This window comes from Candidatus Termitispirillum reticulitermitis, assembly GCF_054655775.1.
Genome location: NZ_BAAIHG010000001.1, coordinates 58,680 through 70,876, shown reverse-complemented (window position 1 = coordinate 70,876; position 12,197 = coordinate 58,680). Strand labels below are relative to the sequence as shown.

General features: G+C 46.0%; 10 protein-coding genes and 4 tRNA genes. 9 read left to right on the top strand and 5 right to left on the bottom strand.

Going from position 1 to position 12,197, the window contains the following annotated elements; all coding sequences use genetic code 11:
- Window positions 1-51: 51 nt before the first annotated feature.
- Window positions 52-138, top strand: a tRNA-Ser gene (locus tag AC1MDJ_RS00410).
- 28 nt (window positions 139-166) lie between these two features.
- Window positions 167-258 (top strand) — tRNA-Ser (locus tag AC1MDJ_RS00405).
- Window positions 259-377: 119 nt separating this feature from the next.
- On the opposite strand, the gene pyk is transcribed toward AC1MDJ_RS00405, so the two are convergent.
- Complete coding sequence (pyk, locus tag AC1MDJ_RS00400) at window positions 378-1,793, bottom strand: pyruvate kinase (RefSeq protein WP_479688972.1); 1,416 nt, start codon at window positions 1,791-1,793, stop codon at window positions 378-380.
- 119 nt (window positions 1,794-1,912) lie between these two features.
- On the opposite strand from pyk, the gene uvrA reads away from it, so the two are divergent.
- From uvrA to recF, 3 genes are all read left to right on the top strand, one after another.
- Window positions 1,913-4,762 carry an excinuclease ABC subunit UvrA gene (gene uvrA, locus AC1MDJ_RS00395; RefSeq protein ID WP_479688971.1) on the top strand — a complete coding sequence of 950 codons (2,850 nt, stop codon included), beginning with the start codon at window positions 1,913-1,915 and terminating at the stop codon, window positions 4,760-4,762.
- A gap of 97 nt (window positions 4,763-4,859) precedes the next feature.
- Window positions 4,860-5,990 (top strand): DNA polymerase III subunit beta, encoded by a 1,131-nt coding sequence (gene dnaN / locus AC1MDJ_RS00390; RefSeq protein WP_479688970.1) that lies wholly within the window; start codon window positions 4,860-4,862, stop codon window positions 5,988-5,990.
- Window positions 5,990-7,018, top strand: coding sequence for a DNA replication/repair protein RecF (gene recF, locus AC1MDJ_RS00385; protein WP_479688969.1), 1,029 nt, complete (start codon window positions 5,990-5,992; stop codon window positions 7,016-7,018). The genes dnaN and recF overlap by 1 nt, the downstream gene beginning before the upstream one ends.
- Here recF and rpoN read toward each other — a convergent pair.
- Genes rpoN through AC1MDJ_RS00365 form a run of 4 tightly spaced genes read right to left on the bottom strand, consistent with a single transcriptional unit; the run spans window position 7,008 to window position 10,115 of the window.
- Window positions 7,008-8,357 (bottom strand): RNA polymerase factor sigma-54, encoded by a 1,350-nt coding sequence (gene rpoN / locus AC1MDJ_RS00380; protein WP_479688968.1) that lies wholly within the window; start codon window positions 8,355-8,357, stop codon window positions 7,008-7,010. The genes recF and rpoN overlap by 11 nt on opposite strands.
- 2 nt (window positions 8,358-8,359) lie before the next feature.
- Complete coding sequence (gene lptB / locus AC1MDJ_RS00375; protein WP_479688967.1) at window positions 8,360-9,079, bottom strand: LPS export ABC transporter ATP-binding protein; 720 nt, start codon at window positions 9,077-9,079, stop codon at window positions 8,360-8,362.
- On the bottom strand, window positions 9,076-9,546 hold the full coding sequence (locus tag AC1MDJ_RS00370) for an LptA/OstA family protein (protein ID WP_479688966.1): 471 nt from the start codon (window positions 9,544-9,546) through the stop codon (window positions 9,076-9,078). The genes lptB and AC1MDJ_RS00370 overlap by 4 nt, the downstream gene beginning before the upstream one ends.
- Complete coding sequence (locus AC1MDJ_RS00365; RefSeq protein WP_479688965.1) at window positions 9,543-10,115, bottom strand: hypothetical protein; 573 nt, start codon at window positions 10,113-10,115, stop codon at window positions 9,543-9,545. Before AC1MDJ_RS00365 ends, AC1MDJ_RS00370 begins: the two co-directional genes overlap by 4 nt.
- A gap of 101 nt (window positions 10,116-10,216) precedes the next feature.
- On the opposite strand from AC1MDJ_RS00365, the gene AC1MDJ_RS00360 reads away from it, so the two are divergent.
- The 4 genes from AC1MDJ_RS00360 to trxB all read left to right on the top strand — a co-directional run bounded on the left by AC1MDJ_RS00360 (window position 10,217) and on the right by trxB (window position 12,169).
- A tRNA-Met gene (locus AC1MDJ_RS00360) sits at window positions 10,217-10,292 on the top strand.
- A 25-nt stretch (window positions 10,293-10,317) separates the two neighbouring features.
- Window positions 10,318-10,391, top strand: a tRNA-Met gene (locus tag AC1MDJ_RS00355).
- Window positions 10,392-10,415: 24 nt separating this feature from the next.
- Window positions 10,416-11,210, top strand: coding sequence for a type III pantothenate kinase (locus AC1MDJ_RS00350; RefSeq protein WP_479688964.1), 795 nt, complete (start codon window positions 10,416-10,418; stop codon window positions 11,208-11,210).
- Complete coding sequence (trxB, locus tag AC1MDJ_RS00345) at window positions 11,210-12,169, top strand: thioredoxin-disulfide reductase (RefSeq protein ID WP_479688963.1); 960 nt, start codon at window positions 11,210-11,212, stop codon at window positions 12,167-12,169. Before AC1MDJ_RS00350 ends, trxB begins: the two co-directional genes overlap by 1 nt.
- Window positions 12,170-12,197 lie beyond the last annotated feature (28 nt).

Below are 12,197 nucleotides of genomic sequence, written 5' to 3'. Positions count from 1 at the left end.
CCTCTTGCACATTTTAGAATTTTCAGTATAATGTAGGGCTTGTGACACGCAGGAGGAGTGGCCGAGTCTGGTTTAAGGCGGCGGTCTTGAAAACCGTTGTAGGTAACACTACCGTGGGTTCGAATCCTACCTCCTCCGTTTCCTGTGTGTTTTGGCTATTCGTTTTGGAGAGGTGGCCGAGTATGGTCGAAGGCGCTCGCCTGCTAAGTGAGTATGCGGCTTAACACCGCATCGAGGGTTCAAATCCCTCCCTCTCCGCTCTAACAACGAGCTTGTGTCGCTCTACAAAGACACCCTGCTTGATATTAAAAAAGTTATGGATAAGAAACCGAAAGAGCTAGAATACAAATAGGGGGCTTGCGCCCCCTGTGAATTATTTACACGTTCAACACCCTTACAGTTGTTGTGTAGTAGTTGTCTCCTGCGGGCAGGTCGCCAGAAGTCACCACTACTCTACCGCCAGTCTTAGATATTCCATTTTTTGTGGCAACACTACGTGCTAGCGCAAACAGCTCATCGGTTGACTTCGCCCCACTCGTCTGTATCGGAGTTGTTCCCCAGTATAGTGTGGCAAACCTGCACGTATATTCGCTCTGCGTCATAGCTACTACAGGGCAGCTAGGGCGAAACCTTGCTACCTCTAACGCTGTGCGCCCTGAGTGAGTGTACACTAAAATAGCGTCTGCTTTTACATCCGCCGCTAACCAGCAGGCAGCCCTACTTAGCGCAATTGAAATCTCACGGGTTGCGTCTATAGTTTTTGCATCAAATCTTGTTGCTACATGTGGTTCTGTTGCCCTAGCTATGGTGTCTAGGGTAGCGCAAGCCTCCACTGGATATTTGCCATTTGCACTCTCGTCTGACAGCATTACAGCGTCAGTGCCATCTAATATTGCGTTTGCCACATCGCTTGCCTCGCTACGGGTAGGTCGTGGGTTAGATACCATACTCATAAGCATTTGCGTTGCGGTAATTACCAGCTTGCCCGACTCGCGCACCCGACCGATAAGGTCTTTCTGTATTATAGGCACCTCTTCAAGCGGCACCTCTACCCCTAAATCGCCGCGCGCTACCATTATTCCGTCTGCGACTGCCAGTATAGAATCAATGTTTTGAACTGCTTGTGGCTTTTCTATCTTTGCAATAACTTTTGGTTTGTGCTCGCTGGTGGCAATTAAATCTTGAACGCCTTTCATATCATCAGCCGTCCTGACAAATGAGATAGCCACGTAGTCCACCTGCTCTGCTAAGCCCATAAGCAGGTCAGCACGGTCTTTTTCGCTGAATGCTGATACTTGTAGTTTAGAATGCGGCATATTAACGCCTTTTTTAGAATAGATTACCCCGCCATTCAGCACCTTGCAGACAACATCTTTCCCGTCTATGCGCTGGACTTCAAGGGCTATCATCCCATCTGCAAGCAATATGCGCTCGTGCGGGGCAACGTCTTTATGGATTTGCGGGTATGATACGGGCAAGGATTTATCGCCCTTGTAGTCGTCCCCGCTGTGAATGGATATCTCTCCACCTACGTTTAGTAAAACGCCGTCTGCTGGCAGTATGCCCATGCGTATCTTAGGACCGCACAAGTCCTGCAATATTGCCACGTATGTGCCTAACTCTTTGGCTATAGAGCGTACCAGCTTAATCGTCTCACGGTGCGACTCGTGCGTGCCATGTGAAAAATTCAGGCGTGCAACATTCATACCCGCTTTGATAAGCTCTCTGATTGTCTTTGCTGTGGATGACGCAGGTCCGATAGTACATACTATCTTGGTTTTTCTCTGATTCATATTCACTCCTTATGCTTAATCATTATAATAGCATTTCTGGCTACTGACAAGTATATAGTTGACAAGTGGTATTCTATTTTTATTGCAAGGGTGGTTAAAAGATGTTATACTAAAAATTTATGGTAAAGAAAGTTTCAGCAGCACCCGAAAATATTGCACCTACATCTATAGTGATACGCGGGGCGCGTCAGCATAACCTCAAAAATATTGACGTTGACATCCCCAAAAATAAACTTGTGGTAATCACAGGTGTATCAGGTTCGGGCAAATCTACCCTAGCATTTGACACTATCTATGCTGAGGGGCAACGTCGCTATGTAGAGTCAATATCTGCTTATGCTAGGCAGTTCCTAGACCTTATGGAAAAACCCGATGTTGACAGCATAGACTACCTATCCCCCGCTATCAGCATAGAGCAGAAGTCTATCAGCCATAATCCGCGCTCCACCGTAGGCACTGTTACTGAGATATACGACTATATGCGTCTGCTCTTTGCCCGCACGGGTGATGTGTTCTGCCCCGAATGTGGCAAAAAGATAGAGGCATTCAGTGTTCAGAAGATTGTTGACACCCTTATGGAGCTGGCGACTAATAAAGACAATAAGGTAGAGATTCTAGCCCCCATTATACGCGGCAAGAAAGGCGAATACAAAAAACTCTTCAAGGAATTGCTAAAAGAGGGTTTTGTTCGTGCGTATATTGACGGCAAACTTGTGCGGTTGGAAGAAGAGTCCGAGCTTGATAAGAACCTTAAACACTCAATATCAATAGTGGTTGATAGGATTGCAATATCAGAAAGTGCTAAAAGGCGGCTCACTGACTCTGTAGAGATAGCTTTAAGGCGAGCTAGCGGGCTTGTAGAGGTAATAAATGCTGGCAAGACTTATCTGTATAGTGAAAAGTTTGCCTGCCCTACCTGCGGGGTGAGTCTTGCGGAGGTGGAACCGCGCATATTCTCATTTAATAATCCGTTCGGCGCCTGTCCCACCTGCGATGGGCTTGGGGAGATGATGGAGTTTGATGAGCGTGTTATTGTGCCAGACGATGGTCTGAGCGTGCGTGGCGGAGCCATAAGACCTTGGCAGAAGACTATCTTTGATAACTATCAGTTCCACACAATGCTGAACGCCATCGCAAAAAAATACGATATAGACCTGAACGCCCCGTGGAAAAAGCTAAAAACGGATGAGCGAAATATCCTAATGAACGGCGCAGACGAACCACTGCAACTATCTACCACCAGTGGCAATAAGACAATCTCCTATAAAAAGCAGTTCACAGGCGTATTGGGCTACTTAAAGATGAAGCTGGCATCCAGCTATCAGCCCGATGCTGAGGAGGCACGGGAATACATGCAACCACGTGTCTGCCCCGATTGTCACGGTGCAAGATTAAAGCGTGAAAGCTTATGTGTGCGTATCGGCGGCAAGAATATCTACGAGGTATCCCAGCTAAACATAACACGGGCGCACGAGTTCTTTAACGGCTTAAAGTTTGACGGTTTCAGGCTAGAGGTAGCGCAAAAGATTATCCGTGAAATATCGCGCAGGTTGAAGTTTATGCTCTCTGTGGGCATTGACTATGTAACGCTAGAGCGCAAATCGGGCACGCTATCGGGCGGTGAGGCACAGCGGATACGGCTTGCTACACAGATAGGTTCAGGGCTGACAGGTGTTCTATATGTGCTAGACGAGCCGTCTATAGGGCTTCATCAGCGCGACAACGATATGTTGCTCGGCACGCTCAAGAGCCTGCGCGACATCGGCAACTCGGTAATAGTGGTGGAACACGACAGCGATACAATAATGACAGCAGATTATGTGATAGATATGGGGCTATATGCAGGTGTGCTTGGCGGAGAGATAGTCTTTGCTGGCACGCCGGACAAGATGTTAGAGGATAAAAACTCGCTCACGGGGGCGTATCTATCGGGCAGACAATCTATACCTGTGCCTAGAAAGCGGCGCAAAGCTACGGACAAAGTCATCACCATAAAGGGCGCAACTATACACAACCTAAAAAATATAAATGTTGAAATCCCGTTGGGGCTGATGAACTGCGTCACCGGTGTATCTGGTTCGGGCAAATCAACGTTGATATTGGATATACTCTACCCTGCTATGATGAAACACCTTTACAAATCAAGGCATAACTCAGATGGCTATAAGTCTATAACAGGTGCAGAACTGATAGATAAGGTCATAGATATAGACCAGTCGCCTATAGGCAGGACGCCGCGTTCTAACCCTGTGACCTATACGGGCATATTTTCTGACATCAGGACACTATTCACTAAATTGCCTGATGCGCAGATGCGGGGCTACGATTCCAGCAGATTTAGTTTCAACGTAAAGGGCGGACGTTGCGAAACTTGCCTAGGAGATGGGCAAATCAAGATAGAGATGCACTTCTTGCCTGATATGTATGTAAAATGTGACTCCTGTGGTGGCTTGCGCTACAATAGAGACACGCTGGATATTAAATACAAGGGTAAGAGCATTGCAGAGGTGCTTGCAATGACTATTGACGAGGCATGCAATTTTTTCACCAACCACGCCAAACTGAGACAGAAGTTTCAGACGATGTCTGATGTGGGGCTAGGCTATATAACGCTGGGTCAGTCGGCGACTACGCTATCTGGTGGCGAGGCACAGCGGATAAAGCTAGCTAAAGAGCTAATGCGGGTGTCAACGGGCAAAACGTTATACTTATTTGACGAGCCTACTACGGGACTGCACTTTGACGATATAAAGAAGTTGGTAAAAATATTTGACAAGCTAGTTGCAGCAGGCAATACCGTTGTGATAATAGAGCACAATTTAGATGTAATAAAACAAGCTGACTATATAATAGATTTAGGTCCTGAGGGGGGCGAACGCGGTGGCAGTGTGGTCTATACGGGCACGCCAGAGGGTTGTGCTAAGTGTGCTAAATCTTACACGGGGCAGTTTTTAAGAGGGGTGCTGTAGGTAGGTTGCAAGCCTATAACTTTTTTTGCAAGGGAGGCTTGACTTATCCTTTCTTTGCATATAAAATGGCATATATGTTTTAGTTAGGGGTTTTTATATGAAATTTTCTGTTATTCAAAAGGATATATATCCGTTGCTCAGGTATGCCCGCGCTTTCACGCCACCGCAAAAGTTGGCGACTATCCTGCACAACGTCTATATAGAAGCAAAAGAGGGCGAACTGTTGCTCAAGTCCACCAACTTTCAGACCAGTTTTGTTGCTACATTAAAGGCAAATGTTGAGGGAACGGGCGTTGTAACCGTGCCCGCTGATAAACTAGCCGATGCAATAAGCAAGCTGAAAGATGACGCTAACATAACATTTTCCGTATCCGCTAATGCAGACGATAGCAACAAGTTGCTATTTATCAAGTCGGGCACATATATAGGCAAGTTTGCCACGTTGGAGCCAGAGTTATTCCCGCAGATGAGAGACATTACCCCTGAATACTCTATTAAAATTAAATCAGACGCACTTGTTGACCTGTTTAGGCACGTGGCATTCTGTATATCAAATGACACGGCAAAACCTGAATACAGCGGAGCACACTTCTCAATAATATCAAATAAGCTAGAGATTTCGTCTGCTGACTATCAGCGGATGGCAACGGTATCTGCTACGCTGGATGAGGGGATAGCAGACGAATTCACCGTGAATATCCCTAAAAAGACTGTGCTTGATGTGTCAAATATCTTTGACAAAGCGGGCGATATAACTATTGAGACTGATAGAAAGCTAATAGTCTTTAAGTCTGCTACTATCTCCGTGTCATCTAAGCTGATAGAGCGGTATATAAAGAATATTACCAAGCTGTTCCAGAGCGAATACCCTATAAGAGCTACCATAAATAGGGCAAGCCTTATAGACGTTGTCGGGCGTGTGGCTGCCACTACTAATGAGATTTCACATGGTGTGCGCCTGTCATTCAATGGCTCACAGCTATTGGTGCATAGTCTTGAAACTGAGCACGGCAGTGCCAGTGATGAGGTGCGTGAAAATGTGACGTTCAATGGCGAGAAGATGGATATAATATTTAACGCTAACCAGCTGATAGACATATTAAAGAACGTAGGCTCAGAGAGTATTACACTTGCGATGACTACCGCCATTCAACCAGCCCTAGTGTTACCCGATAGTGGCGAGGCGAAATATATCATAGTGCCTATATCTATTGAAAAAATCGGGTAATGCCTCTAAGAGCATTGTCGCTTGCAAATTTTAGAAACCACCGCACCCTTGCACTAGAGTTGCCAGTGGACCCTGCTCCGCTGTTCATATCTGGCAATAACGGCACGGGTAAAACGTCTATCGTTGAAGCTATTTATCTGCTACTAACCCAGCGCACATTCCGCCAGCAGACGCTAGCAGATGTCAGAACTATCGGAGAAACATATCTGCGTATAAACGGCGTGTTTGATGCGGACGCTACCTCTGAAAACATCCGAACAGCTACATTATTCTACCAAGACGAGCGTAAACTGTTAATCAATGAGACAGACGACTACCTGCCTGTAGTGGATTATATGTTTTCAAGCCCCGTTATCTGTTATTCGCCCACCTTTGAGACACTGCTAGATGACGAGCATGCCGCTAGGCGTGGATTTTTAGACAGGATAGCGTTTTATATTGACAAGGGACACCTAGCGCGGGTTAAAAACTACCGCCAGCTGTTAGCGCGCAAACGTGCAGAGCTAGAGCGGGACGTTGTGAACCTTGATGTTGTATCTGTGTTGAATGAGCAGATGAGCGTGCTGTCGGCTGATATATCAAACGCAAGACTACAGGTTGTTAAAGGCATCAGCAAGGCTGTCTCATCTGTTTCGCTAGCTGATATACTAATGCCAGAGATGGATTTGACGCTGTCAGTGAGTAGTCTAGCTGATAAGCCGCTAGAAAACGAGGCGGAGAAACACAAGTTATTATACGGTTGTCATAAAGACTTGCTCTATATAAGGCGTGGCGGCAAGGTAATAGAGCGGTTTCAGTCGTTCGGGCAGAGGAAAGCGGTGCTATTGTTCTTGCTCTACCACTCGGCAAAATATTTAGAGGCACACTGTCATAAACCAGTTGTCCTGCTACTAGATGACTTTGAAGTGGGGCTAGATGATAGTCGCCGTGAAATATTTGCTGACTTATTCACCGATACAAAACGACAAACTATCCTTACAGGGGTGAAAAATATATACTTCCCAGAATCTTCCTTCATTAGCCTTTGATTCTGCGCCGCATTGACATAGTGGGTATTTTCAGCTCTTCCCTATATTTAGCGACTGTCCGCCGCGCTAGGTCGACGCCCTGCCCCTTTAATAGCCCTACTATCTTTTCATCAGAATATGGTTTTGACACAGGTTCAGCGGCAATGACCTCTTGGATTAGCTGTTTTATATGCCTTGTTGAGATATTGCCATCTTCGCCATCCATCCCTTTAGAGAAAAACTTTTTCAGTTCTATAACGCCATGCTCCATCTGCGCATATTTGCCGTTAGTAATGCGACTAACCGTTGACTCGTGCAACCCTGTCACATTGGCAATATCTCGTAGTCTAAGCGGTTTTAAGTGAGAGTTGCCGTATAGTAAAAACTCCCTCTGTTCCTCTATTAACGCTTTTGCTACCTTATACATAGTCTGGTGTCTATTGCGCAGGCTGTGAAGTATCCATTTAGCACCAGCAACCTTTTCAGCAAGGTATGTTTTAGTGGCTGCATCAAATTCTTTGCTCTTTGCAGCATTTACGTAGTAGCTATTCAGGTGCACTTTAGGTAGCCATGTATCGTTCACCAGCACCTCAAATCTATCCCCTTTCCGCACTATAAACACATCAGGCACTATATTTTGACTGGTCTCATTAAAGCTCAAGCCCGGTTTTGGGTCTATGCGTCTGACAAGCTCTAAAAGCTCATTAAGATTGTTCCTAGAAAGTCCTGTTTTTTTAGTAATATCGTCATATTTATACGTTGCAAGCTCTGTGCTACAATTATCAAGCAGGTGTTTAATCTTTTCTACGTCTTTCGGTAGTGCGCCTATCTGCGGTAGCTGGGCTATAACGCATTCGGTAAAGTTTTGACTGGCAACCCCTACAGGTTCAAAGGTTTTTATCTTGTCTAAAACATTCTCTACCTGCGCAAGCATTACATTGCAATCTCTGGCAATCTCTTCAATATCAGCACGGAAATAACCGTCTTCTGATAAATTGCCTATAATCTCAAGACCTATCCGCACGTCATCATCGGCAAGTCCCGCTGTCTTTAGTTGGAATAAAAGATGTTCTGACAGCGATGTGTTAGCGGATATAGCCTGTTCCTGATTAAAATCATCATCTAATCGCTTGGTGCTCCTATGGTATCCGTCCCATTCCTCGTGTTTAATGTCGTCTGGGTGCTTGGCGGTGTCGTCTATCTCAAGGATGGGGTTATTCTGTATGTATTCAGATAGCTCCTGAGCCAGCTCAGCCACAGGCATCTGCAATAGCTCCAAAGAATGTTTCATCTTCTGCGAGAGAAAAAGCTTCTGTCTGTTTGCTGTGGCAAGTCCTATGCCTAAGTTCATCCTATTCATAGCTAAATTTTGAAATCCTTCCCTAGATACTTATTTATTACGTCCTCGTGGGTCACCACGTCATTTGGCGCACCCTCAGTCAAGATATGCCCATCTCCTACAATATAAGCATAGTCCGTTATTTTTAACGTGTCGCGCACGTTGTGGTCTGTTATTAAAACACCAATTCCTTTTTCTTTCAAGGAAAAAACCATCTGCTGAATATCTGCTACGCTGATAGGGTCTATGCCCGCAAAAGGTTCATCCAGCAGTATAAAATCAGGCTCTCCAGCCAGACAGCGCGCTATCTCACAACGCCGCCGCTCGCCACCCGATAGTGTATAACCATAGCTATCAGCCACGTGCTCCAGCCTAAACTCGCCTATAAGCTCTTGCGCACGAGCTTTGCAGTCTTGGCGCGACTGTTTCCTAAACTCCAATGCTGCAATAATATTGTCATAAACCGTCATCTTGCGGAATATTGATGCCTCTTGTGGCAAGTAGCCTATGCCCGCCATGCAACGCTGATACATCGGCATACGGGCTATGCTCTTCCCCCACAGCTCAATATCTCCGCCATCTGGCTTGATAAGTCCCACTATCATATAAAACGTAGTGCTCTTGCCCGCGCCATTAGGTCCCAATAGCCCAACGATAACACCCTTATCAAGCGCAATAGATACATTGCTCACCACAGTGCGCCCGTCAAACTCTTTTCGCAGATTGATTGCTTTCAGGCTCATTTCTTAGGCGCCTTCTTAAAGTTAATTTTCACAGTTTCGTTGTCCTGCCCCATCTTAAACTCGTGCGTTTCATACTGGAATACCGCACGGCTACCCTCCATAAAACTATCTCCCTGCCACACCATCACGTCCCCTGTCAGGACGATATATTTACTGGCTTGGTCTATCTCCGCACGCGCCGCCATAGCTAGCATATCAATAGTTTTTAGGTTCACATTGCCGCGCCCGTCCAACTTGCGGACCCCGCCGTTCTTATTCATCATCACATCCAATGTATCAGCTGTGACAGTGTAATTATCATTTATCACTATAACATTGCCCACTAAACGAGAGCGGTTCTCATTAGAATAATAACTCATTTTATTAGAGCTTAATTTAATAGCAGAACTGCCATTCTGCACAACATCCTGCGCCATAGCTAGTGCCGCAAAACACACTGCCAGCAACAGCACAAAGAGCAACCTCATTCTTTTTTTCCATCAATAGTCATATCTACTGCGCCTGCAAAGGTGGTAACGCCCGTCTTACCGTCGTATAGCACCTCGTCAGATTTGATAATAGCACCTAATTGCTGTATACGAATGCCGTTATTCAATACGCCCGTATCATCTAAAAAACTATACAAAAAGGTTGTGTCGTTATCCCCTGTATAGGATAGGCTATTCCATTTGCCAACAATGCCACCCGCAGCGTTAAGCTGTTTGCCTATATAGAGTGAACCGCTGTCGGCGTAGTTTGTCATAGAGTATCTGCTATTGTTGATTGACAGAGTAGTTTTTTCAAGGATAATTGCCTCCTGTATGCCGTTAAAATAAGCATTCTGTGCAGTTAAAATGGCTGTGTCGCCAGTGTCCATTACGTGGACGAAACGCATGCTTTCTAATAGCATGTGATTACTAGGTATAAACAGCGCAGGTGCGGGCACATCACCACCATTGATAGCGATAAGAACGCAAAGAGCGACAAAAAGTGTTGCTATTATTGACGTAGCCACCCTGCGAAACATAGTGTTGTAAAACATAGAGTAGTATAACATACCACTCAAAAGAGGCAAGCAGAAAAGAATTTTGCAGATAAAATATAATAACTGCTTGACAAGCCTATAAAATCGTATTACCATGACCAGCCTTAAATTATCGCGGGGTGGAGCAGTTGGTAGCTCGCCGGGCTCATAACCCGGAGGTCGCAGGTTCAAGTCCTGTCCCCGCAACCAGTATTTTATTTTTTTATATAATTGAGGCGGTATAGCTCAGTTGGTTAGAGCATGCGGCTCATATCCGCAGTGTCCGGGGTTCAATTCCCTGTACCGCCATAAGAGACTTATGCGGAGTATATTATGGTATTAGTAGTTGACGTGGGCAACACCAATATAGTAGTAGGGGTAATGGATGACGGTCACGTCCTCCACCAGTTCCGTTTCCTATCTGACATACAGAAGACTACTGACGAATATGCCCTATCCATCTTATCTATCCTTGAACGGCACAGGATAACCACAGCGGATATTGAATGTGTGCTCGTTTCCAGCGTTGTGCCACCGCTCACGTACACTATATCACGTATGGTCAGCAGATATTTTGGGCAGGACGCAATCGTAGTGAACGGCACAAGCGACCACGGACTGACATTGCTAGTTACCCAACCGAATGCACTTGGTACAGATAGGCTAATGGCGGCGGTTGCAGCGCGCAAGATGCATAAAACCAACTGTATCATTATAGATTACGGCACTGCCACCACCATAGATGCGCTGACAGACAAGGGGGAATTCTTAGGTGGCATAATATTCCCCGGTGTACAGCTGTCAGCCCAAGCACTCCACATAAACACCGCTCAGCTGCCACAGGTAGAGCTTTCCAGCACCAGCAATCTAATTGGCAGGAACACCATTGAGGCAATCCAATCAGGGCTATACTATGGCTATATAGAGCTAGTAGATGGGCTGATAGACAGGATTAAGCGTGAATACTTCGCCGATAAATCTGTAATGGTCATGTCTACGGGCGGGCTTGGCAATCTGCTATCACAGGCTAGCAGGCACAATATGTTATATGATGCAAGCCTTATTCTATATGGGCTGCACTTCACATATTTAAGGCTTGTTAAAAACAATACCGACGTTGATAGCTAATGGAGCACTTCTTTGACACTGCTTCTATAAAAGACGACTACGATGTAGTGATACTGGGGGCTGGTCCCGCTGGTTGCACCGCTGCACTCTATACATCACGAGACGAACTGTCAACACTGGTGTTAGAAAGGAACGTTCCCGGCGGGCAGATGGGCATCACTGCGCATATAGACAATCACCCTGGCGTAGCGGAAACGATTACTGGAGTTGCTCTAGCTGAACGCTATCACAAGCAAGCAGCGCGTTTCGGTGCAATTATCCGCTATGGTGAGTGTCAGAGCATTGTAGCTAACGGCAAAGACAAGATACTAACTATCGCCGGTAGTGATAAGCCCGTCAATGCACGAGCGGTGATTATCGCAACGGGTTGCTACCCGCGCAGTATGGGCGTGGAGGGGGAGCAACGATTTATCGGACGCGGGGTGTCAATGTGCGCCACCTGTGACGGCGGTTTTTACAGAGATAAGGTAGTAGTAGCAGTTGGCGGTGGCAACACTGCGCTGAATGAGAGTATTTATCTAACGCGATTTGCCAAGAGAGTGTATATAGTTCATCGCAGAGACACATTCCGTGCAACTAAGATTTGTGAGCGGGCGGCGCGTGAAAACCCAAAGATAGAATTAGTGCTTGATAGCGTAGTGGAGCAGGTAATTGGGACTGATAAGGTATCGGCGGCACTCCTCCGCAACCTGAAAACCAATGAAATGCGCACGATAGACACGGACGGGGTGTTTGTATTTATCGGTAATGTTGCCAACAGCAAGCCATTTGAGGGATTATTAAAACTAGATAACAATGGATTTATAATAACTGATGAGCACATGCAGACCAACGTTAGTGGCATCTTTGCTGCTGGAGACGTGCGTTCTAAAGAGTTCCGCCAGATTGCAATCGCCACTGGCGAGGCAACCACAGCAGCACAAGCAGTGTCGGCGTATTTGCAACAGCTAAGTTATTGAGCAAAGAACTTAATTAGGGTCTTTACAT